General features: G+C 60.7%; 19 protein-coding genes. 11 read left to right on the top strand and 8 right to left on the bottom strand.

Annotated features, from left to right (window positions below):
- The first annotated feature begins 1 nt into the window (after position 1).
- The 9 genes from DES53_RS18240 (at position 2) to DES53_RS18200 (ending at position 11,599) form a co-directional block, all read left to right on the top strand.
- Positions 2-1,084 (top strand): hypothetical protein, encoded by a 1,083-nt coding sequence (locus tag DES53_RS18240; RefSeq protein WP_113959721.1) that lies wholly within the window; start codon positions 2-4, stop codon positions 1,082-1,084.
- Positions 1,085-1,122: 38 nt separating this feature from the next.
- Complete coding sequence (locus tag DES53_RS18235) at positions 1,123-1,452, top strand: B-box zinc finger protein (protein ID WP_113959720.1); 330 nt, start codon at positions 1,123-1,125, stop codon at positions 1,450-1,452.
- Positions 1,453-1,495: 43 nt separating this feature from the next.
- Entirely contained in the window at positions 1,496-3,169 is a 1,674-nt protein-coding gene (locus tag DES53_RS18230; RefSeq protein ID WP_113959719.1) for a DUF4129 domain-containing protein, read from the top strand.
- On the top strand, positions 3,159-4,574 hold the full coding sequence (locus DES53_RS18225; protein WP_113959718.1) for a DUF4350 domain-containing protein: 1,416 nt from the start codon (positions 3,159-3,161) through the stop codon (positions 4,572-4,574). The genes DES53_RS18230 and DES53_RS18225 overlap by 11 nt, the downstream gene beginning before the upstream one ends.
- A complete protein-coding gene (locus DES53_RS18220; protein WP_113959717.1) occupies positions 4,571-5,536 on the top strand; it encodes an AAA family ATPase in 966 nt (321 codons plus the stop codon). Before DES53_RS18225 ends, DES53_RS18220 begins: the two co-directional genes overlap by 4 nt.
- A gap of 132 nt (positions 5,537-5,668) precedes the next feature.
- Positions 5,669-7,027, top strand: a complete 1,359-nt coding sequence (locus DES53_RS18215; RefSeq protein WP_113959716.1) for a DUF58 domain-containing protein — start codon at positions 5,669-5,671, stop codon at positions 7,025-7,027.
- Positions 7,028-7,046: 19 nt separating this feature from the next.
- A complete protein-coding gene (locus tag DES53_RS18210) occupies positions 7,047-8,084 on the top strand; it encodes a stage II sporulation protein M (RefSeq protein ID WP_113959715.1) in 1,038 nt (345 codons plus the stop codon).
- 22 nt (positions 8,085-8,106) lie between these two features.
- Positions 8,107-8,871, top strand: a complete 765-nt coding sequence (locus tag DES53_RS18205; protein WP_113959714.1) for an RDD family protein — start codon at positions 8,107-8,109, stop codon at positions 8,869-8,871.
- 115 nt (positions 8,872-8,986) lie between these two features.
- Positions 8,987-11,599, top strand: coding sequence for a DUF7133 domain-containing protein (locus tag DES53_RS18200; protein WP_170157205.1), 2,613 nt, complete (start codon positions 8,987-8,989; stop codon positions 11,597-11,599).
- A 147-nt stretch (positions 11,600-11,746) separates the two neighbouring features.
- Here DES53_RS18200 and DES53_RS18195 read toward each other — a convergent pair whose 3' ends face one another.
- The 6 genes from DES53_RS18195 to DES53_RS18170 form a co-directional block, all read right to left on the bottom strand.
- Positions 11,747-13,795: a prolyl oligopeptidase family serine peptidase gene (locus DES53_RS18195; protein ID WP_113959712.1), complete on the bottom strand. Its 2,049-nt coding sequence runs from the start codon at positions 13,793-13,795 to the stop codon at positions 11,747-11,749.
- A gap of 82 nt (positions 13,796-13,877) precedes the next feature.
- Complete coding sequence (locus DES53_RS18190) at positions 13,878-15,077, bottom strand: tetratricopeptide repeat protein (RefSeq protein WP_113959711.1); 1,200 nt, start codon at positions 15,075-15,077, stop codon at positions 13,878-13,880.
- Between the two features lie 62 nt (positions 15,078-15,139).
- Positions 15,140-15,934: a tetratricopeptide repeat protein gene (locus DES53_RS18185; RefSeq protein WP_170157204.1), complete on the bottom strand. Its 795-nt coding sequence runs from the start codon at positions 15,932-15,934 to the stop codon at positions 15,140-15,142.
- 82 nt (positions 15,935-16,016) lie between these two features.
- Positions 16,017-16,649: a tetratricopeptide repeat protein gene (locus DES53_RS18180; RefSeq protein ID WP_113959709.1), complete on the bottom strand. Its 633-nt coding sequence runs from the start codon at positions 16,647-16,649 to the stop codon at positions 16,017-16,019.
- Positions 16,650-16,653: 4 nt separating this feature from the next.
- The gene (locus DES53_RS18175) at positions 16,654-17,385 is read right to left on the bottom strand and encodes a 3-keto-disaccharide hydrolase (protein ID WP_113959708.1); all 732 of its coding nucleotides are present in this window, start codon (positions 17,383-17,385) and stop codon (positions 16,654-16,656) included.
- A gap of 52 nt (positions 17,386-17,437) precedes the next feature.
- Positions 17,438-17,938 (bottom strand): dihydrofolate reductase, encoded by a 501-nt coding sequence (locus tag DES53_RS18170; RefSeq protein ID WP_113959707.1) that lies wholly within the window; start codon positions 17,936-17,938, stop codon positions 17,438-17,440.
- A 153-nt stretch (positions 17,939-18,091) separates the two neighbouring features.
- On the opposite strand from DES53_RS18170, the gene DES53_RS18165 reads away from it, so the two are divergent.
- Positions 18,092-19,420: an SGNH/GDSL hydrolase family protein gene (locus tag DES53_RS18165; RefSeq protein ID WP_113959706.1), complete on the top strand. Its 1,329-nt coding sequence runs from the start codon at positions 18,092-18,094 to the stop codon at positions 19,418-19,420.
- Positions 19,421-19,440: 20 nt separating this feature from the next.
- On the opposite strand, the gene DES53_RS18160 is transcribed toward DES53_RS18165, so the two are convergent.
- Complete coding sequence (locus DES53_RS18160; protein ID WP_113959705.1) at positions 19,441-20,343, bottom strand: N-acetylglucosamine-6-phosphate deacetylase; 903 nt, start codon at positions 20,341-20,343, stop codon at positions 19,441-19,443.
- Positions 20,344-20,516: 173 nt separating this feature from the next.
- Between DES53_RS18160 and DES53_RS18155 the strand changes: the two genes are divergently transcribed.
- A complete protein-coding gene (locus DES53_RS18155) occupies positions 20,517-21,038 on the top strand; it encodes a protein-tyrosine phosphatase family protein (protein ID WP_170157203.1) in 522 nt (173 codons plus the stop codon).
- On the opposite strand, the gene DES53_RS18150 is transcribed toward DES53_RS18155, so the two are convergent.
- Positions 21,035-22,435, bottom strand: coding sequence for a DUF1501 domain-containing protein (locus DES53_RS18150; RefSeq protein ID WP_245958201.1), 1,401 nt, complete (start codon positions 22,433-22,435; stop codon positions 21,035-21,037). The two genes, DES53_RS18155 and DES53_RS18150, sit on opposite strands and share 4 nt — an antisense overlap.
- Between the last annotated feature and the right edge of the window lie 8 nt (positions 22,436-22,443).

Raw genomic sequence — 22,443 nt, 5'->3', positions numbered from 1 at the left:
CATGAAGAAGCAATTCGCCGACTACACCTGGCTTGCGGGGAACCACGGGAGCAAAGGCTCCCTGTGGCAGGGGCCGGATCATCTTCTGGTGATTGAGGGCAAGGGATTCCTCCTGGCGTTGTCAGAAGTCTACCGGCGTCTGGACTACAAAAATGTCCAGGCGCTCACCCTCACGGAAACGCGGCGCTATGTGTGGATGAGCTTCCTGCTTGGTATCGGAGCGCTGCTGTTTGCGTTGCTCACTTGGGCCACCTGGAACCAGGAGCCCTTCATCCCCATCAGCCTGGCGCTGCCAGCAGGGCTGCTCGCCATCCTGCTTGCGGTGCACCTTGCTCGTGGCCGCACATGCTCATGCACACTGCAGACCGCCGTGCAGGTACTGCGTCTCAAGCCGCTCAATCGTTTGCAAACAGCCCTCCCGGTCATCCAGAGGCTGGAGACCCTCTGCCAGCAGCATCAACAGGGCATGCCCGTGATGACGCCGGAAAGTCTGGCGGCTGCTCCTGCTCCGAGTTCCATGCCGACGCCCATGGGGTACGCATCAGCGGCTGGGATGAAGCCGCCGTGGAGTGGCAGCGGCTGGGTGCTCGCAGCGGGGCTCCTGTCCGTGGGATGGGCGATGGTTCTCGCTGGAGAATTGTTCGTCAGCAACCTCCTGTTCACCGTCTTGAACATGCTCGTGGGTGGGGCTTCCTTCATCATGGCGATCGTCGCCCTGGTCAGAGCCCATTTGCAGAAGGTTCCCGTCGGTCTGTCGGGGGCACTTCTGGGAGGACTGGTGACGCACTTCGGCACGGGGGTGTTGCTGGCGGTCGTTGGCGTGATGAGCACGGCAAAGTTGAACAAGCAGGCCACACCGCTGGAGATCCTGGAACGGAATCAGCGCGCGAGTGAGGATCTTTTCAACAATCTCGCTGCGTGCAGCTTTGGTGAAGCCGGCGCGCTGGGCTGGGCGTTGCTGGGGATTGCCATGGTGCTTGCATGCTGCGGCATTGTGCAGCTCGTCTACTCGCCGAGGAGGAAGGGTGCCGCCGGTGCCACGGGAGCAGCCGTGCCCCCTGCCACACCTCCACCGATGGTTTGAGCAAATCGTAATCGTAACGCAGACCGGAACCCACCGAGATGTCCGCCGCCGCCCCCACTTTCCAGCAAGCGCATTGCCTCAATCATCCACGACGTGAGGCTGCGGCGCGCTGCACCTCCTGCGGCCAGCCATTCTGTCGTGAGTGCGTCACGGAGTTTGATGGACGCATGGTGTGCGGCTCCTGCCATCGCGCCAAACTTCTGGTGAAGGAGAAGCCCAAACGTGACTGGTTTCTCGTCAGTGTACCGTTGCAGCTTCTGCTGGGAGTGGCGCTGCTGTGGGTCACATCCTGGTTTCTGGGCAAGGTGTTGCTGAGCACGCCTTCCGAGTTTCACGAAGGTGCGATGTGGCAGCGATTCGGATTCTAGAAGCGACAGCCGCCTGAATCTTTTGTAACACTATCCCACCAGCATGCCCAAGGCCAGCACGCGCGATCACCGGGACCTCTTCACACTCGTGGAGGAGGGGACCCATCTGCTGCGCCGCGCGCCTGCGTCCCTGTGGCTGGTTTATTACCTGGGGAGCATCCCCTTCGTGATCTACCTTTTCTATTTCTGGAGTGACATGTCGCGCTCCGGATTTGCAGAAGGGCGGCTGCTGGAGTCCTCCCTGCTCCTCGCGCTCCTGTACGCCTTCATGAAGATCATGCAGGCGTGGTTCTGCGATGGCCTGATGGGCATGGTGCAGGGGCGCGAGCAACGGGACCGCATGCCGTTGCGCGGGTGGCTTCGATTGATCGCCTCGCAGATGTGGGTGCATGCCACGGCTCCGTGGGTGCTGGTGGCATCCCTGCTCTCCATGCTGCCGCTGCCGTGGACCTATGCGTTCTACCACAATGTCACCGTGCTGGCCGTGGACCATTTCCGCCGTGGCGGTCGGCACAGGGCGCTGCTGGCACAGGCCATGAGCCAGACCCAGTGGCAGTTCATGCAGCAGATCTCGCTGCTCGCGCTGCTGCAGGTGTCTGCCTTGCTGGTGTATCTCAACATCGTGATCGGCATTGTCATGGTCATGGTCCTTGCCAAGTCTCTCTCAGGTACGGACAACCTCATCAGCCTTACCCAGGGGGGTCTCATCATGAGCACGCCGGTGCAGGCTCTCATCATCAGCCTGGCCTATCTGGTCATGAACCCGGTGATCAAGTCCATCTATGTGCTGCGCTGTTTCTACGGTGCGGCCCGGCGCTCGGGGGCGGATCTGGATGTGCGGCTGCGCTCCGTCCGCACGGCCGGTGGCGCGCTGGCCGCCCTGGTGTTGTTGATGGGCAGCGGCACGCTTCATGGAGCGGGTGCAGAACACAAACCGACGCTCCCCGAGCGGGCGCCCACGGTGTCCAGCGAGCGATTGGACCGCTCTATCCAGGATACCCTGCAGCAGAGTGAGTTTGAATGGCGCATGCCACGCGAGAACATGAAAGGTGACCGGGAAGATTCCTTCCTCGGAAACATCATGCGCGGTTTCACCGACTGGCTGAATGCCTCACTGGAGGACATCGGCAAGGCCCTGGGAGATTTCATGGACTGGCTCTTCGGTGGCAAGGAGCAGGATGATGGCATCGGCAGTGGTGGAGATGCAGCCAGTGCCGCTGGCGGCATGTGGGTGGGATTCATGCCCTACCTGCTGCTCGCGCTGGGTGTGGTGCTTCTCCTGGCACTGGGCTGGATGCTGTTCCGCCACTGGCGGCAGACCCGCAAAACGGAGGTGGTGGACAGCATTGCCGTGCCGGAGATCAACCTTGAGAACGAGAACATTGTGGCCACACAGCTTCCCGAGAATGAATGGCTGCGTCTGGCCCGGGAGAAGATCGAAGCTGGGGACTATCGCCTGGCCCTGCGCGCGCTCTTCCTCGCCACCTTGGCGCATCTGGGGGATAAGAGGCTGCTGCACATCTCCCGCACCAAGTCGAACGGGGACTATGTGCAGGAGCTTGGCTGGCGGGCCAAGGGGCGTTCCGATCTCAATGAGAGCTTTCACCAGCAGGTGCGCACCTTTGACCGGGTGTGGTATGGCTGGCACGAGGTGTCACCGGATCTGATGACGCGCTTCCAGGAGCAACACGAACGCATCACCACCCATGCGACGTAGTCCGGCAGCTTCACTTGCGATTCTGATTGGTCTGGTGCTGCTCGCAGCCTGGGCCTTCAACATGCTGTTGGGCAAACGCTTTGCCGGTGGAGACATTTACGCGCCGGGCTCGTCCCTGCGTGCCGATCCCCTCGGTGCCAAAGCCCTGCATGACTCGCTGAACCGTGTGTCCGGCGTACGCGCTGAGCGGAACTTCCGGGACCTCGACAAACTCAAGGGTGCGCATGACAAGACCCTTCTCTGCCTGATGGTGACTCCGGACGCGTTTGCGGATGGAGAAGATGTGGATGGCGAAGCCATCCTGCGATTTGCCAACGAAGGCGGACGTGTGGTGATCGCCATGCAGGGGCAGAAGTCGGATTGGGACACGGTGATGGACTCCGCGGAGGAGCGACGGGAAGAGAATGCCGAGCGCCGGCGCGAGGAGAGAAAGAAGAGGTCAAAAAAGAAGCCAGCCTCCGAACAAAAGAAGCAGGACGAAAAGGAAAAGAAAGAGAGCCCAAAAGAGAAGGAGGAGTCCCCCGCCACAGACAAGGATTCTGAGGACAAGGATGACTACATCCGCCCTCGGAAATCTTTGAGGACGATGCTTGGTGTGGCTGTGGAGCAGGAAAACTTCGTTATGACCCCGGGTGGAGCGCTGGAACTGAAGACTCCGATGGGCGTGGGAGTGGAGCAGGATACCCTGCCTGAGTGGCACACCCGGACTTCCATCAAGATTGACGATGTAGCCCGCGAGAAATGGAAGGCGCTTGGACTCCTGGGGCAGGATGTGGTGCTGGCTTCGCGCGCGACGGAGGCAGGTGGCAGCATCATTCTGGCAACGGACTCCTACTTCCTCACAAACGAAGCGCTGTACCGTGAACCTTCGACGAGGTTTCTGTCATGGTTGCTGGGACCCGCGCAAACGGTGATCTTTGAGGAGACTCACCTGGGCACTCTGGAGAAGCCGGGCGTCATGACCCTGGCGCGGCGTCACCGGCTGCACGGGTTGTTCTTCGGGGGCATGCTGTTGTTTGCACTCTTTGTGTGGAGGAGCAGCATGAGTCTCGTGCCCACGAGAGATGATGATGCGCCCAGCCGCACCGTGGCTGGACGTGGCGCCACGGCTGGCCTGGTGAGCCTGCTGCGGCGTGGCATTCCGTCTGCCCAGGTCTTGCGCCGGGGATTGGAGGTGTGGGAGCACGGCTCGCGTCAGCGCTCTCCCGCCATGCAGGCTCGCATTGATCAGGCGCGCCAGCATTTGCCATCGACGGAAGCCACGCGTGTGCCTGGTGGGGCCTTGCGCTCCATCTACCGGCTGATGTGTGACATGCTGAATCCTCGAGCGACCACCTCTTCAGCAGCTCCTTCGCTGCCGTCGTCCCTTTCCAAATCTGACAACAGCTCCCGCTCCAACTCATGACTGAATCCCTGGAACAACTGAAAATCGCGCTCGCGGAAGCCCGGGCGGAAATCGCCAAGGTCATCATCGGCCAGCAGAACGTGATTGAGCACGCGCTCATCGCCATCTTCACGGGACAGCATGTGCTCATTGAAGGTGTGCCGGGGGTGGGCAAGACGCTCCTGGTCCGCACACTGGCGAAGGTATTGGGAGGTGACTTCGCTCGCATTCAATTCACGCCGGACCTGATGCCGGCGGACATCACTGGCACCAGCGTCTTCAACCTCAAGGAGAGCAACTTCGTGCTGGTGAAGGGACCGGTATTTACGAGTTTCCTGCTCGCAGATGAAATCAACCGTGCGCCGGCGAAGACGCAGTCCGCACTCTTGCAAGCCATGCAGGAACGCCTGGTGACCATCGACAACGAGACGTACGCACTGCCGCCGAGTTTCACGGTCTTCGCCACACAGAACCCGGTGGAGTACGAAGGCACCTATCCGCTGCCCGAGGCGCAGAAGGACCGCTTCATGTTCAAGGTGAACGTGGGTTACCCCAATCGTGATGAGGAACTCAATCTGGCAGGACGCATGCTGGGACAGGAGTCCCCCGAATCGGTGCTGGAGAGTGGCGCTGTGCGTCAGGTGCTCACCGCGGATCGTGTGATTCAGCTTCGTGCTGCCCTGCAACTCGTGACGGTACGTGAGGAACTGGTGGCATACATCGTGGATCTCGTGCGCGCCACGCGTGAGCACGAGGCCATGCTGGTCGGTGCCGGGCCACGTGCGACGCAGGCTCTCATCCTTGCCAGCCGTGCCCGCGCGGCTCTCGACATGCGCGACTTCATCACGCCTGACGACGTACGCGCCCTCGCGGAGCCGGTGCTGGGACATCGCCTCCTGTTGCGCCCCGAGTTCGAAATCGAAGGTCTCACCGTGACGGAACTCATCCACCGCGTGCTGGAGGCGGTGCCTGTTCCGAGGTGATCCAGTAAACAGTATTCAGTAGGTCAGTGAACAGTGAGTACGGAATGCGGAATGAAGCTGGATGGTTGAAATCTGATTACTGAACACTGACTCACTGATTACTTTTCATTCCACCTCACAGGATTCACCACCTTGATCCTCCCTTCCAATCGTCTCCTGCTATTCATCGCGCTGCTGGGCATTCCGCTCTTCACGCTGCTGGGCATGCAGGACATTCCAGGTGCGGCCATTGCGATTGCGGCGGTGTTGGTGCTGCTCACGCTGGCACTGGATGCACCCAGCGCTCTGGAGTCCATCCGTGCGCTCCGGGTGACATTGCCGGACATGACCCGCACGTCGAAGGGGCGTGAACTGGAGATTGAGGCGGTGGTCGAGAATCCTGGGCTGCGCTGCAAGCTCCTGCGCATCGGCCTTCCTTTCCCGAGGGAGCTGGATTGCGAGAAGCCGATCCTGGAGTTCACGTTGAAATCGAACACAGAGCGTAATCTCGCCAAGTGGAAGGTGCGCGCCATTGAGCGGGGGAGGCTGATCATCTCCCAGTGCTATCTGGAAGGCACTTCACGATTCGGCTTCTGGCATGGGCGGCGTACGGTGAAGGTGAACGCGGAGATCCGCGTGTATCCGGATCTGAGCCGCGAGCGCAACGTGCTGGCTCCGCTGTTCTTCCGCAAAGGCGCCATCGGGGTGCACAACGTCCGGCAGATCGGAAAGGGACGCGAGTTCGAGCAGCTGCGCAGCTATGTGCCGGGTGACAGTTATGATGACATCTTCTGGCGTGGCACGGCGAAGCATCGCTCACCCATCACGAAGATGTTCCAACTTGAGCGTACCCAGCAGCTCTATGTGGCCATCGATGCTTCGCGGCGCAGCGCCCGTGCGCTGGATGTACCGGGGCAGGATGCGGAGGCCGGCATCGTGGCAAAGACGCAACTGGAGCGCTTCATCCAGGCGGCGCTGGTGCTGGCTCTCGCGGCCGAGCAGCAGACGGACAAGTTTGGCCTCATCATCTTCTCCGATACGGTGCACCGCATCATTCCAGCCGGTGGTGGCCGCGGGCACTATGATGTGATCCGGGATGTGCTCTACACACTGGAGCCACGTGTGGTGAGCCCGGACTACGAGGACGCCTTCATCCACATTGGCAACCGTCTGCGCCATCGTTCGCTGCTTCTCTTCCTCACCGACCTTGGAGAACCCTGGCTGGCGGAGCAGTTTGTGGACGGCGTGGAATTCATCGCCCGGAAGCACGTCGTGCTCACGCACATGCTGGGGCAGCGTGAGATTCAGCCCATGTTCCAGCGGGGTGATGATGTGAAGGATGATGATGCGCTCTATGGAAAGCTCGCGGGGCAGATGCTCTGGAACGACCTGCAGGATACCACGCGCGTGCTGAAGCAGCGGGGTGTGCATCTCACTTCATCACTTCAGGAGAACCTGGTGGCCGATGTGGTGAGCGAGTATCTGAAAGTGAAGAAGCGGCAGTTGCTCTGATGACCCCAGCACCACCACCATGATTGCCGATCTCAAGACTTTCATCGAACGCGAACGCCCTCACTGGAAGGAACTGGAGCGTGAGCTGGAAAAGATTCGCGAGCATCTCGCGGACCTCTCCGACCTCAAGTACGCACGCCATGTGCTGGGGCTCTACCAGCGCACGTCCTCGGATCTCGCGCGTTTGCAAGGCAGCTCATCGGAGCCCGAGTTGAGAGCGTATCTGGAGAATCTCGTGGGCTCTGGCTATGCGGAGATTCACAGTGCCACACGGGATCGCAGGCACTTTCGCCCGTGGCAATGGCTGGTGCAGACTTTCCCCCAGGCATTTCGCCGTCAGATCTGGGGTTTCTGGATGTCTGTGGCACTCACGCTGGTCGGCGCCCTGCTGGGGGCATTCCTCATCAGCAAAGGTGTGGAGGGGCGGGAAGCCATCTATCCCTTCCCGCATCTGGTTCATCAAACGCCGAGTGAGCGCGTGGCGCGTGAAGAACAGCGTGGCACGGAAGCCGTTTCCAAGGGCCGGGATGATCTTGAGGGAAGGAAGGCGACCTTTTCTGCCGAGCTCATGCGGAACAATATCAGTGTCACGTTCCGCGCCATGGCCTTCGGCATGACGTGGGGCATCGGTACCTTGCTCATTCTCTTCTACAATGGGGTGGTACTGGGGGCGGTGGTGTTCGATTATGTGAGTGATGGGCAGACGGTCTTCATGCTAGGCTGGCTGCTGCCGCACGGCTCCGTGGAGATCCCGGCGATTCTGTTGGGGGGGCAGGCAGGCCTCATCTTGGGACGTGCGCTCATCGGGTGGGGGACACCTGACAGTCTGCGGACCCGCTTCCGAAAGATCACACCCGATCTCGCTACCATCGCAGGTGGGGCTGCGTTGCTCCTGGTGTGGGCCGGGATTATCGAGGCCTTCTTTTCCCAATATCATGAGCCCGTGCTGCCTTACTGGGTAAAGATTCTCTTTGGCGCAGTGCAACTCGTGGCCCTTGCATGGTTCCTGTTCTTCTGCGGGAAGCCCAAGGCGGGCGCGGATGAATTGCAGCGCTGAGCCACTCTCTCCTCTCAACGACATGTCTTCGCGTTCTGCCACCTTGAACATCTCCACACCGGAGGGGGTGACCTTCTCTCTCCCCCTGGCGGGGCCGATCACCCGCAGCCTCGCATTTTTCATCGATTTTGCGGTGATGTCGGCTGCCTGGAACCTGGTGGCCATCCTCATCAAGCCGCTCTTTTTCTTGATGCAGGATCTGGCCCTGGGCGTCGCTGTGTTGATGCAGTTCGCCTTCGTGGAAGGCATGCGCATGATGATGGAGCTTCTTTGGCGCGGGCAGACCGTCGGGAAGAAACTGATGGGCCTGCGCGTCGTGGATGAGCAGGGGTTGAAACTTCGCGCCTCGCAGGTGGTGATCCGCAATCTGCTGCGCTTTGTGGACATGCTACCACTCTTTTATGCACTTGGCGGTTTGGTTTCCCTTTTCAATGCCCGAGCCCAGCGTCTGGGAGATCTGGCCGCCGGCACGGTGGTGGTGCGCACGGTGAAAACCCAGCCCCCCGACGTGGCGGCGGTGCTGGCGGGGAAGTTCAATTCCTTCCGTGAGTGCCCCCACATTGAGGCCAGATTGAGGCAGAAGGTGACCCCGGAAGAGGCCCAACTCGCCCTCAATGCCCTGGTGCGGCGCGACGATCTGGATGAGGCCGCCCGGCACAAGCTCTACGAAGAGCTCGCGACGCATTTCCGGGAAAAGGTGAAGTTTCCGGACGATGTGGTCTTCGGCCTGAGCGACGAACAGTACATTCGCAACGTAGTGGAAACGGTTTTTCGCGGAAGAAAGTAAAGCGAAAGAGCAGGGGTTCTGGCAAGGCGGCGGTTTCCTCCGCGTTTGAATGAAGCCGTTGGCGCTTGGGCCGTCGCCTTCGGTCGCTCACCCCACAGGCCGCCCTGCTCCATCCATGCCAAATCAGTCCGTTCGATTCACGCGCGTCGCTGCCGCTGCCATTGCCACCACGCTTTGCCTCACGACGCAGTCTTCCCTGTTCTCACAAACACCGGCTCCTGCCCCGGCCCCCGCGCCGGCGAAGAAGTCCGACCGCACGAAGAACCGCGGTCCTGAGCAGGTGGAACTGAAGTTCAAGCTGCCCCCGCCGCCGGTGCGCACGCCTGAGGAGGCGCTCAAGACTTTCAAGGTGGAGAAGGGATTCAAGATCCAGCTTGTGGCCTCCGAGCCAATGATCGAGACGCCGGTAGCGATGAGCTGGGATCACAAGGGCCGCCTCTATGTGGTGGAGATGCGTGGCTACATGAATGATGTGGACGGCAAGGGCGAGGATCAGAAGATTGGCCGCATCAAGCGTCTGGAAGACGTGGATGGTGACGGCGTGATGGACCGCGCCACGATCTTCGTGGACAACCTTCTCATGCCGCGTGGCGTGATGGCGCTAGGTGATGGCGCCATTGTGGCGGAGCCTCCCACACTCAAGTGGTACCACGATACCAATGATGACGGTGTGGCGGACAAGAATGAGGAAATCGGTGGCGCCTATGGCAGCGCGGGAGGACAGCCCGAGCACATGGCGAACTCGCCCACCTGGTGTGTGGACAACTGGATCTGGAGCGCAGGTTACGGCACACGCTACAAATACTCGAAGGGTCAGTTCATCTCGGAGCCGACCCGCAGTGGCGGTCAGTGGGGTCTGACCCAGGACGATTGGGGTCGGCGCTACTTCAACTACAACAGCGACCTGCTGCGCACCGATTTGCTGCCGCCTGCCGTGTACGCGCGCAATCCGAATCTCGCGGATCGCACGGCGCTGAACTTCCGGGTGATGACGGATCAGAAGTGCTGGCCCAGTGTTCCCACGCCCGGTGTGAATCGTGGATACAATACAGGTCAACTTACTCCGGATGGAAAGCTCGCCACGGTCACCGGCACCTGCGGACCGTGCATCTATCGCGGTGACTTGTTTGGCAAAGCCTACGACGGCAATGCGTTCATTCCAGAGCCTTGCGGCAATCTGGTGAAGCGTCTCGTGCTCGCCGACAAAGAAGGCATCGTCAGTGCAAAGAACGCGTACACAGGTGTGGAGTTTCTCACCTCCACGGATGAGCGCTTCCGTCCTGTGAATGCCTACAATGGCCCTGACGGCGCGCTGTATGTGGTCGACATGTATCGCGGGATTGTGCAGCACAAGTACTTCCTCACGCACTACCTGATTGCGAATATCAAGGCACGGAACCTGGAGCAGCCAGTGAACATGGGGCGCATCTGGCGAATCGTTCCGGAGAAGGCGGAGACGAAGCGGACGCTGATTCCGGATGACACTGCTGGCATTGTGGCGCTGCTGGCCCACCCCAATGGTCATGTGCGTGATACCGCGCAGCGTGTGCTCGTGGAGCGCGGTGATGCCGCCGTGGCGCGTGACGTGGAGAAGATTGCCAGCACCGGTCCCACGCCACAGGTACGTGTGCAGGCGCTGTGGACGTTGGAAGGTCTCAAGGCCCTCACGCCGGAGTTCCTCACCACCATGCTCAAGGATGCGCATCCGAAGGTGCGTGCTACAGCGGTGAGCATGTCCAATCTAGCAGTCATGGGGGAACTGCTGAAGATGACTGGCGACGCCAGCGCGGAAGTGCGGGTGCAACTCGCCATCCAGCTCAGCGCGCTGCCGGGGCCAGATGCCCAAAAGGCGGTGCTGGGTCTGCTGAAAGCGGGCGGAAGTCCACTGCTGGTGGATGCCATTGCCAGTGGTGTACGTGGCCGTGAACTGGAGTATCTGGAAGCCCTGCTCGCCGAACCGGTGGGTGAAGGAGAGGACAAGCTGGTCACCAGTGGCCTGCTGCAGATGCTTTCCGCCTGCGTCATGAGCGAGCGTCGCGATGCCCGTGTGACGAAGCTTCTCGAAGTCACTGGCGCGCAGAAGGCGGATGGTCCCCGTCAGGTGGCCATGCTCAGCGGGATGGCCGCCATCCCGCTGGACAAGAAGGCCAAGCCTGTGCCGCGGAAGCTTCTCTACCTCGATGCGCAGCCCGCCGCGCTCACGAGCTTGAAGGACAAGGCGAAGCTGGGCTCTGTGAAGAAGCTGCTCACCACAGTGGATACTTCGCTCGCGTGGCCCGGCAAACCCGGCGTGCCGCCACCGCCTGTCGTCACGCCGCTGAATGCGGAACAGCAAGCACGCTATGAGAAGGGAAAGATGATCTACGCCGGGCTCTGCGCTGCGTGCCATCAACCGACCGGCCTTGGGCTGGAAGGTCTGGCTCCACCGCTCGTGGATTCAGAGTGGGTCACAGGTCCTTCGGATCGTCCCATCCGCATCATCCTTCACGGCATGAGCGGTCCCATCCAGGTGAGTGGTCGCACGTGGACCCTCGAGATGCCGCCTCTGCCACAGTTCACGGACGAAGACATCGCCAGTGTGCTCACCTACATCCGCCGTGAGTGGGAGCATACCGCTGGACCTGTCTCACCGAATGATGTGGCCAAGATCCGCCAGCAGTATCCCGGCCGCACCAAGGCTTGGACGGCGGCGGAGATGAACAAGAAGCCGGATACGAAAAAGAAGTAGTTGTTCCGGCCATCCGGCTCACGTGTGCATTCAATCACACGTGAGCCTTGGGAGCGCTGGCCTCTGGCCGGCGTATTTCATCCACAACGCAGCAGCCGGCCAGAGGCCAGCGCTCCCAGGGCTGCAATCGTGTAGCGATCCGTCGAGCTACTTCTTCACCTGCCACTGCTCGTCGAAGAAGTCCGCGGCCACCACGTTGCCAGGGTTCATGGCGTCAGGGGGCGTGCGCAGATCCACGATGGCCCAGTCGGGGAGCTTGGGTACCTGACGGGCGTTGTTGAGGTAGTCGTACTCGCGGTAGGTGAAGCTGCTGTTGATCACCACGTAGCGTTTCGGATTGAGAGGATTGGGGTAGATGAGGATGGGCACATGCTCGCCGGAGGCGAATTTCTTGCCGCCGACTTCGATGCCCTCCGCGGTCCACTTCACCGGCAGCTTGTCTGCGATCTTCTTGAGGATGGCATTGCTGCTCGGGTCACCCCAGAGAGCGAGATTCTTGTTCGCGATGTCCTCGTCCTTGATCTCTGTGTCCTTTTTCTGAGGAGCGTCGCCTCGGAACTGCTTCTGCCATTCACGCGTGGCGTGTTCCAGTTCGCTGGTCACCCACTTGCCAGTGGCTTCGTTCAGGGGGGCACCGGTAGGGGTGACAAACACAAACGCATCCAGGAAGGCATCGTCGATGGGCCCTTGCAGGCCGTGACGCTTGACGAGTCCTGCAGCGGCAGGAGCCTTGTCATCCACGAGTGTCCACTGGCCATCGCGCTTGGCGAAGCTGGAAGACCAGGAGAGATCCGTCTTGGGTTTGCCTGCGGTGATCTTGGCGCCATCGATGGTGACGGAGACTGGCTGGAAGAGATTCAGCGGTGCATGACCTGCATCGAAGTTCAGCGAGAGAGCGGTCACATTTTGAGTCTTCACTTCAAGCGAGGACGGGCCATTCACGGAGGCATCCACGCGTGCACGCTTCCAGTGTTCTCCCATGCCGTCGATGGTGACCCACTTCAGTTCATTGTACGCGAGGGTCCACGTGGTGAAATGCACCTCACGCGGAGCACGGTCGCGGCCCCTGGCAGTGATGGCGGCGAGACGTTTCTCGATTTCAACAAGGCTGTCCGGATGCAGCTTGTGTGCGGTCTGCGGCCCGATGATGTGCTCCAGCTCCAGGCCTTCCTTCTTCAGCTCGCGATCCATCACGTCGGCAGCCTGCTTTTGTTTGTCGATTTCACCGCTGTACGCAATGGTCGGCAGGTTGGCCAGATTCAGGGCGAAGTCCGTCGCGTTGTACATGTGCCACAGTGTCTTCTGCCACTCCGGGGCATTGCGCACGTCTTCGTTCTGGAAGGAGCCGAGGAACTCAGGCGTCTCGGCGAAACCTGCGCCCGGTGAGGCGGCACAGAAGAGGCCTGCATAGTGCGTGGCGAACTGCCACACAGCGGCGCCACCCATGCTGAAGCCGCGCACCACGAGACGATCGTCATCGATGGAGTAGAATTTCTTTGCATGAGCCAGCGCTTCGAAGAGATCCACTTCGCCGGCGAGCTTGTTCGCGCAGCAGTAGCGGCCGTAGAGATGCAGCACGAGCGTGTTGGGCGGATTGATCTGGCCGGTCTGATGCATGCGCTGATCCAGGAAGGACATTTCGCTCAGCGTCTCGCCGCGTCCATGGCACCAGAAGTCCAGGCGTGACGGTGCACCGCTGTAACTCTCCGGAATCACCATGCCATAGGGCTGTACGGAGCCGTCGATCTTGGAGCGATAGGCGCGCACCACGAGTCCCTTCTGCGTGAGCCAGGGTGTCTCGCCTTTCTTGAGCGCTTCAGCGCGCTTCTTGCCCTCCGCGATCTGTTCGTAGGCGGCTTTCGTATCGACAGGCTTTTTGTCGGCGGGCTTGTTGAAGTAATTGTAGCGCAGTGCCCAGTCCACGGACTTGTGGAAGATCTCCACGTCAGGAAGCAGATCCGCGAGGCGGGGATTCTTCGCCTGGGCCTTCTTTGCCTCCTCGATGAGTTGCTTCAGCTCTGCCGCACCCTTCGTGAGGGCATCGCGGTCCGTGGCGGGGATCTCCGCGCCGGGCGGCGGAATGGGGCGGACGTTTTGCGGGAGGTTGTCTTTGGGGCCGTCGGCGAGCGCAATGGCAAAGGGTGCCAGCAGCGCGGCCGCAGCCGGGAGCAGGGAGGCGGACTTGAATTTGATCATGAGAGCAACGTGGAACGCCCGGAAAGCATCCACTCTTGCCCGAACCTGCCGGGCACAGGAGTACGGGGACGCATCTTTGCGCTCACGGGGCCGCCGTGTCCAACACGTCCTTCAGCAGCTTTTCGTAGAGGGTGGTTTGTTGGTGCTTGGGCCCGAGGATCCGACGGGCATCCACCACCACATTACGCGCCAGTTTCGAGGCTTCCTCCTTCTTCCCCTGTTCGCGGAGGCTGATGACGAGCTGGTAACGGTAGATCAGGAAATCGGTATCATCCGGCTTCAGCACGGATGTTGCATCCCTCAGCAGCGCGCGCATCTCGGTCTCCGCCTCGGGATATTTTGCCTCCTCTTGGAGGATGCCTGCGAGGAGGTGGCGGGTTTCGCGGGCATCAGGAGCAGCACTGCTGCGATTGCGCGACTGCATCTGGAAGGTGGCGCGAGCCTCTGTCTCGGCCTCCGGATAACGCTTGAGCTGCATCAGCGACTTCGCGAGCAGGGACCGTATTTGAAGGGTGTCTGAGTCGGATTCGCCCTTCACCTTGGTGGAAAGGGCCAGCAGGACTCGGGCCTCCTTCTCCGCTTCCTCATAGCGCTTTGCCTGGAAGACGGCGGACAGGAGGTTCGCTCGTGTGGAGAGGGTGTCTGGATGCTCGGCCCCCAGTTGTTTTTCCTGCACCTTCAGGATGGCTTTGAATTCCACCTCCGCTTCCGCAGGTCTTTTCAGAAAGAGGAGGACTCCTGCGAGGTTGTTGCGGCTGTTCAGGGTGTCTGCATGCTCCGGGCCGGCGGTCTTTTCCCAAGCAGGCACCAGAGTCCGCAAGGCCTGTTCTGCATCAGCAAATCTTCCTTCGGCAATCATCACCAGCACCAAGGTGCCGCGTGTTGCCAGGGGATCCAGGCTGCCTGCGGGCAGGGTGCGCTTCTGCGCCTCCAGCACCGTGACCAGGAGCGCGCGCGCCTGGGAGTGGCGACCGGTGGCATTCAGCAAGTATCCGAGTTCCCGCTGCGCCTGCAGGGTGTACTGGTGCTCGATGCCCAAGTGGCGCGTGCTCTCCGTGACGAGACGCTTCAATTCTGTCTCCGCCTCTTCGGCCTTGCCCTCGTTCATCAGTTGCTCAGCACGGGCACGTCGATCTACCAGGGACTGCGTGATGGCCTTCACCCGGGCCTCAATCTCAGCATCTGTGGGTTTGGGTGCGTTTCCCTGGGCGAAGAGATGAAAATGTCCCATCGACAGGACACCTAACAGCACAAGAATGGAAAGGGATTTGTTCCAAGCCATGACGAGCCATCATCAGGTGACACGCGTCCCTCCGGCAAGCCAATTCGTGACGGTATAGAGTGCTAGATACCCTGCAGCTCCTTCCACAGGGAGTTGTACCGCTGGGTGAGTGGGTGCTGTGGTCCGAGTCCGGCTTCTGCGGATTCTGCCGCACGTCGGGCATAGATCCGGGCGTCAGAGTATTTTTTGCTGCTCTGCAGGCAGAGGGCGAGGTTGTAGCAGATATCCAGGGTCTGGGGATGATCGCTGCCGAGAGAGCGATCGGACTCGGCGAGGGCGGCGCGCAGTTCTTTCTCGGCGTCTTCGAAACGCTCTTGGCGGAAGAGACAAGTGGCGAGGTTGCTGCGGGTGCCCAGGGTGTCTGGATTGGCCGCACCCAGATTTTTCTCGCGAATGCGCAACACCAGACGCAGTTCCTGTTCAGCCTCCGTCGTGCGACCGAGGGCCATCAGCGTGTTGGCAATGTTGTGGCGTGTGCGGAGGATGTCCTCGTGCTCCGCGGGGAGGTTCTTGGTCTGCACCTTCAGCACGGTGCGCAGCACCTCTTCTGCTTCCTTGGGCCGGCCGGTCATGCTCAGCACATTGGCCACGCCGGTCCAATTCCTCAGTGTGAAGCTGTGCTCCGCACCCAAGGTCTTCTCCGAGTCGAGAATGATAGCGCAGAACTCCTGCTCGGCTTCTTTCAGCTTGCCCGACTGTGCCAGAGCCACCGCCTGCTCGCGACGCTGAAGCAGAGCCTCATCCGGTTTCTTTTCAGCCCCTGGTTTGGCTTGCTGTGCGGAAAGCGGACCCACCATGGACAGCAGCAGCAGGATGCTGCTGAGCAGGTTCAAGTGCGGATGCGTACGCCGGGCCATGGGGAGCCCATTCTGTAGCACGTGACGTCGCCCGCGCCAGTCCTGTTGCGCATGGCCTGAACGACTGAAGCTGGGGCTAAAGCTAGAGCTTGGCGTCGAGTTTCTCAAAGAGGACAGTGTAGTTGTGCGTCGGTCCCAAGGTTCGCTTTGCGATGGGCGTGATGACCCGGGTAATCGCGCGGGCATCATCCCGGCGGCGCAGTTGATACAGGCAGTTGGCCAGGTTGTATCCAGACACCAGCGTCTCGCGATTCTCCTTTCCGAGGGTGGTCTGCCGATCCACGTAGACCTCGCGATGCACCTTCTCCGCCTCCGCATATTTGCGCTGGGCAAAGAGGCACTCACCCAGGTTGTTTTTGCAAACCTGGATCGCGGTCTTGTCCGGCTTTGCCGCCTTCTCCAGCAGGACCAAGGTTGCGCGATGAGCGGCCTCTGCCTCTGAGATCTTTCCCTGAGATGAGAGAGCCACAGCCAGGTTGTTGCGGATGCGCATGTTGAGCGGACTCTCGGGAGGCAGATCCTTCTGCGCCTGTGGCAGCAGGACGCGGTAGGCTTTCTCCGCCTCGGCAAACTTCCTTTGCTGCAGCAGCGTGTCGGCCTCGGCAGTTTGGGCCGTCAGCGCTGCCTTGACATCCTGGGCCGGCATCATGGCGGCATGCCCGGCACTGAGCAGGGCAATCATGAGCACGCGGTGCAGACGGGAGAGATGAGTCATGGGATTAGAGCTCCTTGATTGAGATGTTGCGGAACTGAATGAGGCTGGATGCCGCGCTCATCTGGCCATCCTTGCCACGGCCGCCATGATGCTGGAGGGCAATCTTCCCTGAGGCGGGAATACCGGGGAGCTGGGCATTGTCGATGACCTTCTTGCCATTGAGCACCACCGTCAGGCGATCGCCCTTCATGGTGATTTCAAAGGTGTTCCATTCGCCTACAGGCTTGTCGGCATTCATTTTTGGAGTGACGCCCGCCCGCACTTCCGATGGCATCGACTTGTCCATGCGATAGCCATAGACCTCCCCGGAGCCGATGGGCCAGCACCAGATATTCACCTGGGCCTTGCCCACACCGCGAAGGTAGATGCCGGAATCTGCATTGGGCGTGGGATTGAGGATCTCCTTGCCATTCGCATCCAGCTTGTGAGTGCCATCCGGCAGTACCACGGGCATGGGATACAGGCCGGTGGTCTGCTTCAGCCGCCAGTCGAGGCGGAGGGTGAAGTCCTTGTATTCCTTCGCAGTCCAGAGGTTCTTGTCCTTGCCAGCCGCCTCACTCAGGGCGTCATAGTCCAGCACGCCATCGAGTGCCTTCCAGTGACCATTGTCCCCCTCAGGAGCTACCCAGCCGGTGAGATCTTTTCCATTGAAGAGCGAAACAAATCCATCTCCCGGTTCAGCGGCGGAGACTGAGGTGATGAACAGGGCGGTACATAGCAGGACGACGAGCTTCATGGATGAGGTGGGTGGCGTGTGAGCCGATAGCAACGCATCCAGCCCCCGCGACCTATCCCGCCTTCCTCACGTATCGTCGAAATTCAAATCCCTCGCCCTGGCCCAGCACTTCCTTCAGCTTGAACAGGTGCTCGAAGTCGGGGAAGTAGGCATCGCCTTCGTAGGGCTGCTCGATGTAGGTGAGAATGAGCTCGCTGCACTGCGGGAGAAGGGAGCCGTAGAGCTGCGCCCCACCGATGAGGTAAACGGGTGATTTCACCCCCGGCATGCTGGCAATGTCCGCCACATCACGAATGACGGTAACATCTTCACGCGGCTCCATGGTATGGCTGAGCACCAGATTCAGCCGGCCTGGCAGGGGCTTTCCCAGAGCCGTCAGGATGGATTCGAAAGTCCTGCGCCCCATCAGCACGGGGTGGCCCAAGGTGGTGCGTTTGAAGAACTTCAGATCCTCCGGCAGGTGCCAGGGCAGCTTCCCATCCCTGCCGATGACCCGGTTGGAGGCCATGGCCACGACGGCGATGAGTTCGGGCAGCGGGGGGGAGGGAGGCATCCATGCACGTTAGGCGGGATGGGCGGGACGGAAATGAGAAAGCCGATATGTCTGAAAAATCCGGACGTACCCCAGAGCCGTACGGTTTTTGTGGCGAACCGGGCCAACCATGGTTCCATGGCCGCGCCTGCTCCGGCACCCTCACCTCACCGAATGCGTCTTTCTGCATCACTGCTTTTCTGCTCCCTTGTCCTTCTGCTGATCCCCTCCTGCAATGAGCGGCAGCAGGCGCAAAAGCCCGAGATTCGGGTGGAGGTGGAGCGTGTGGCTGCTTCCAAGGCGAAGACTCCCGAAGATGTCAGACCCTACGACGAGGCACTGACCTGGCATGAGTACAAGGTGAAGCGAGTGCTCTCCGGTAAGCTGGAGGCCCCCGTCATCCGTGTGGCGCACTGGAGTGTGATCGCCGCCAAGTCTGTGCCAGTGAGTGACAAGCAAGGGGAAGAGGTCACGCTCCAGGTGGTGCCTTTCGACTCCGTGGAGGACATCAAAGACATTGCCGCCAGTGATGATCTGGAAATCACTGCGGAGGAACCGCCGCGGTTTCTCGACCTCTCCCAATCTCTCGCCCAGCAAAGCACGCCCAGTGTGGTGCGTCTGGACTACCGGGGGAATGTCTCTGACCAGATGCAGATCTACTGGAAAGTGCGGGGGCAACTCCAGGCGGTGGTGATGGGCAACTCCCATGCCACCAAAGGCGTGTGTCCCCGCGAATTCTTCGGCCAGGAGAACTGGAGCACACCCGTGATGCTGAACCTGGCGCCCGCCGGTGGGAACAACAAGCTGCAGTGCCTGATGATTCGCGAATACGTGGAGCCACTGCCGAAACTGAAGTGGGTCATGTGGGTGGTGAGCGCGCGCACCTTCAACAAGGAACGCACGGATGAGCGCAAGTACGAGGAATTCACTGCGAGTCCTGGATGGCAGTATGATCAAAAGCACAAGGCGACCCTCTGGCCGGTGCCTGCGTCGGACAAAGTCGTGTCGGCCACCGAACTGGAAGCACTGAACATCACGGGTTGTGACGAGTGGGGCTGGGAGGGGCGCAAGCAGACCAACCTCCCCAAGAGTCTGGAAGAGCAGCGCAAGCAGATCCTGCAGCTTTGCGACAGTGAACGTTTTGCATGGAGCGAGGATATCTTTGCCGAGTTCAAGGCAACCGCGCAACAGCTCGCCAAGAAGGGGGTGAAGGTGCTGCTCTTCACCACGCCTCTGCATCCCTACACCAAGGACGCGGCAGCCAGCGATCCGGATGGCACCACGCACGAGGGCTTTCGTGAAGTGGTGCAGCACATGCAGAAGCTCGATGCGGAGACACCCGGGCTGTGGTTCCAGGATTTCCACAAGGATGGGGTGCATGACTTCCCACCGGATGAGTTCTACGATGTGGATCACCTCAACCGCAAAGGCACCGCGAGATTGGCAGAAAAGATCCGGCCATGGATGGAGGAGTGCGAGAAGGAGGTTGCTGCTTCAAGGTAGAAGGCTTCTCCAGAAGCCTTCTACATTCCCAGAGCCTTCCGGGGGTTTGAAATCGAGACCTTGTTCAATTCTTCCTGCGTGAGCCCGATGTGCTTCTCGTTGTTCTCCTGAATGCGCGGCCACGTGACGGTGGAGCCCACGAAGTGTGAGCCATCCGGTGAGCGCGCGACCAGGTCTTCACCAATCACGATGTCCCATCCCGCGAGACTGAACTTGCCCGGCCCCAGGCGCGAGGCGCTGATGGCATCCGTCACGAAAATGCTGTGCTCCACCCCCGCACTGCGCAGGTAGTTCTGCAGCGCGAAGAATTCGATGTGCACTCCATCGGGAATAAAACAGAGCCAGAGGCGATCCTTCAGCGAGAGGGCTCGCTGGACGATGTTGTCATGGCGATGCATGAGCATGGGGCAGCCATTGCCCACATGGGTGAACATGCGCAGGCCATGATCGCAGGCGGCCGCAAGGACGTCGCGGGACGGATTGCAGTGTCCAGCGGAGACGCAGATGCCTTGTTCACTCAACCATTTCGTGGTGGCGTATCCGGCATCACATTCAGGCGCAAGCGTGACCAGCTTCGCCAGACCACCTGCTGCATCCACGAGTTGCTTCGCATGCTCCACGGTTCCGGGCTTCACGGCGTGAGGGGGGTGCGCGCCCACATAACCTTTCTCGCTGTTGATGAACGGTCCCTCGATATGGATGCCGGCGATCATTTCCTGGGCGAGAGGATCCTTCTCCCTCAATTCGGCAAGCGTCCGCATGCGACGGGACATCTTGTCCAGATCATCGGTGATGAACGTGGCGAGGATGGCCTGCACACCGTCCTCTTTCAAACACACACAGGCATGGTGGAGGGATTCCGCGGTGAGTCCCTCGCGGTTGAAGTCCGTGCCAGCGTAGCCATTGACCTGAAGATCGAACATGCATTGAGCAAAAAGGAATGCGCCCTTTTCTGCAAGCGGGCAGCATCTACGGAAAGGTGCCGGAAGTGATATTTTGCTCACGGTGCAAATGCATCATGGCTTGCGTGAGGCTGCGGGATCGTCGAGGTGCGGGGAACGGGCAGCCGTATCCCAGTGAGCCCGCAATTCTTCCCATGGATCCCTACAACGCCATCTTCCGTCAGGTACAGCTTCCGCCGACCTGCAAGGGTCGCCTGTTTCTGACTGGCATGCCCGGGAGGTACCATGACATCCAGGAGGCTCTGGAAGCCTGGAACGAACTGAAGGCGGAAGTGGGCAAGGAACGCATGCTCTTGTTGAGCCTCGTGGATGAAGCCGAAATCCGTCACAAGTCCCCGGAGTACGCCAAATCCATTCATGCCGGCCTCTGGGAGGGGGAGCGTATCTCCTGCCCCATTCCGGACTTTGGCACACCGGAGAATGAAAAGGCATTTCGTGAGCTCATCGTCGATGTGGCCACGGCACTGGGCAGTGGCGCCAACGTGGTGATTCACTGCGGCGCGGGCATTGGACGAACCGGCATGGCAGCGGTCTGCGTGCTGGCCGCCATGGGTGTGCCCATCAAGGATGCCACCCGCGTAGTGCGTGCGGCTGGCAGTGGACCCGAAACGCCCGAGCAGGCGGCGGTGGCGACACGCTTGTTTGGTCCGCGCTAGGCGAAGATCTCCTTCACCACGTGGCCGTGGACATCCGTGAGGCGGAAGTCGCGGCCGGCGTAGCGATGCGTGAGCTTCTCGTGATTCATGCCGAGCAGCGCGAGAATCGTGGCGTGCAGATCGTGGATGTGCACCTTGTTCTCCTGGGCGTAGTAGCCGTAGTCGTCGGTGCTGCCGTAGGCCAGGCCGCGCTTCACGCCGCCACCGGCCATCCACATGGTGAAGCCGTGGGGATTGTGATCGCGTCCGTCTTTTCCCTGCGCGGTCGGAGTGCGCCCGAATTCACCGCCCCACAAGACGAGCGTGTCCTCCAGCAGGCCGCGTGACTTCAGATCCTTGAGCAGGCCAGCGATGGGCTTGTCCACCTCGGCCGCATTTTTGGTATGGCCCTTGTAGAGGCTGCCGTGTTGGTCCCACTGCACCTCGCTGTCACTGTGTGTCACCTGGATGAAGCGCACTCCACGTTCCGCGAATCGCCGCGCCATGAGACACTGACGGCCGAAGTTCGCCGTTACCGGATTGTCCATGCCATAGAGCTTCTTCGTCGCTTCGCTCTCGCTGGAAACATCCTGCGCCTCGGGCATGGCCATCTGCATGCGGAAGGCAAGCTCGAAGGAATTGATGCGGCCCTCCAGCGCGAGATCAGGCCCGGACATCTGCAAGTGCTCGCGATTCATCTGCGCCAGCAGATCAAGCTGCTCGCGTTGCACGGCGGTGGTGAGGTGCGTGTTGCGAATGTGCTTCACCATTGCCTGGCTGGAAGGCACGGCGGCATTGCCAATCGGAGTGCCCTGACAGTACGCGGGAAGAAACGCAGCACCCCAGTTGTTCACGCCACCATGGGCAAGTGTGGGGCAGATGGTGATGAAGCCCGGTAGATTCTGATTCTCCGTGCCCAGTCCATAGATGACCCAGGAACCCATGCTGGGACGCACCTGCACATCGCTGCCCGTGTGCAGCTTCAGCAAGGCGCCGCCATGCGCGGGATTGGTGCCATGCATGGAGCGGATGATGCACAATTCATCCACACATTGTGCGACGTTGGGGAAGAGCTCGCTGACAGGCAGGCCACTCTGGCCATACTGCTTGAACTTCCACGGTGACTTCAGCAGTTTGCCGGTCTCGGCGAATTTGATGCGTGGCTCCTCATAGGGGTACTTCAGCCCGTCATCGCGCTGCAGTAGTGGCTTGGGATCGAAGGTGTCCACATGCGAAGGTCCACCCTTCATGAACAGGAAGATCACGCGGCGTGCGCGCGGCGTGAAGTGAGGATCCTTGGCGGCGAGCGCACTTGTTGCTGAAGGCGCAGCATTGGCCTGCTGTGCCAGCATGCCTGCGAGCGCGAGGTGGCCGAAGCCTGCCGCGCTGCGCTGCAGCATGGCACGACGGGAAAACATCTGGGGTG

The sequence above is a fragment of the Roseimicrobium gellanilyticum genome, from assembly GCF_003315205.1.
GTDB lineage: Bacteria > Verrucomicrobiota > Verrucomicrobiia > Verrucomicrobiales > Verrucomicrobiaceae > Roseimicrobium > Roseimicrobium gellanilyticum.
The sequence above is the reverse complement of the archived record's forward strand: the minus strand, read 5'-3'. Positions and strand labels throughout refer to the sequence as shown.

Coding starts and splice junctions, on each gene's coding strand:
- DES53_RS18240 (WP_113959721.1), top strand. CDS start 2: ATGAAGAAGCAATTCGCCGACTACACCTGGCTTGCGGGGAACCACGGG.
- DES53_RS18235 (WP_113959720.1), top strand. CDS start 1,123: ATGTCCGCCGCCGCCCCCACTTTCCAGCAAGCGCATTGCCTCAATCAT.
- DES53_RS18230 (WP_113959719.1), top strand. CDS start 1,496: ATGCCCAAGGCCAGCACGCGCGATCACCGGGACCTCTTCACACTCGTG.
- DES53_RS18225 (WP_113959718.1), top strand. CDS start 3,159: ATGCGACGTAGTCCGGCAGCTTCACTTGCGATTCTGATTGGTCTGGTG.
- DES53_RS18220 (WP_113959717.1), top strand. CDS start 4,571: ATGACTGAATCCCTGGAACAACTGAAAATCGCGCTCGCGGAAGCCCGG.
- DES53_RS18210 (WP_113959715.1), top strand. CDS start 7,047: ATGATTGCCGATCTCAAGACTTTCATCGAACGCGAACGCCCTCACTGG.
- DES53_RS18205 (WP_113959714.1), top strand. CDS start 8,107: ATGTCTTCGCGTTCTGCCACCTTGAACATCTCCACACCGGAGGGGGTG.
- DES53_RS18200 (WP_170157205.1), top strand. CDS start 8,987: ATGCCAAATCAGTCCGTTCGATTCACGCGCGTCGCTGCCGCTGCCATT.
- DES53_RS18195 (WP_113959712.1), bottom strand. CDS start 13,795: ATGATCAAATTCAAGTCCGCCTCCCTGCTCCCGGCTGCGGCCGCGCTG.
- DES53_RS18190 (WP_113959711.1), bottom strand. CDS start 15,077: ATGGCTTGGAACAAATCCCTTTCCATTCTTGTGCTGTTAGGTGTCCTG.
- DES53_RS18185 (WP_170157204.1), bottom strand. CDS start 15,934: ATGGCCCGGCGTACGCATCCGCACTTGAACCTGCTCAGCAGCATCCTG.
- DES53_RS18180 (WP_113959709.1), bottom strand. CDS start 16,649: ATGACTCATCTCTCCCGTCTGCACCGCGTGCTCATGATTGCCCTGCTC.
- DES53_RS18175 (WP_113959708.1), bottom strand. CDS start 17,385: ATGAAGCTCGTCGTCCTGCTATGTACCGCCCTGTTCATCACCTCAGTC.
- DES53_RS18170 (WP_113959707.1), bottom strand. CDS start 17,938: ATGCCTCCCTCCCCCCCGCTGCCCGAACTCATCGCCGTCGTGGCCATG.
- DES53_RS18165 (WP_113959706.1), top strand. CDS start 18,092: ATGCGTCTTTCTGCATCACTGCTTTTCTGCTCCCTTGTCCTTCTGCTG.
- DES53_RS18160 (WP_113959705.1), bottom strand. CDS start 20,343: ATGTTCGATCTTCAGGTCAATGGCTACGCTGGCACGGACTTCAACCGC.
- DES53_RS18155 (WP_170157203.1), top strand. CDS start 20,517: ATGGATCCCTACAACGCCATCTTCCGTCAGGTACAGCTTCCGCCGACC.
- DES53_RS18150 (WP_245958201.1), bottom strand. CDS start 22,435: ATGTTTTCCCGTCGTGCCATGCTGCAGCGCAGCGCGGCAGGCTTCGGC.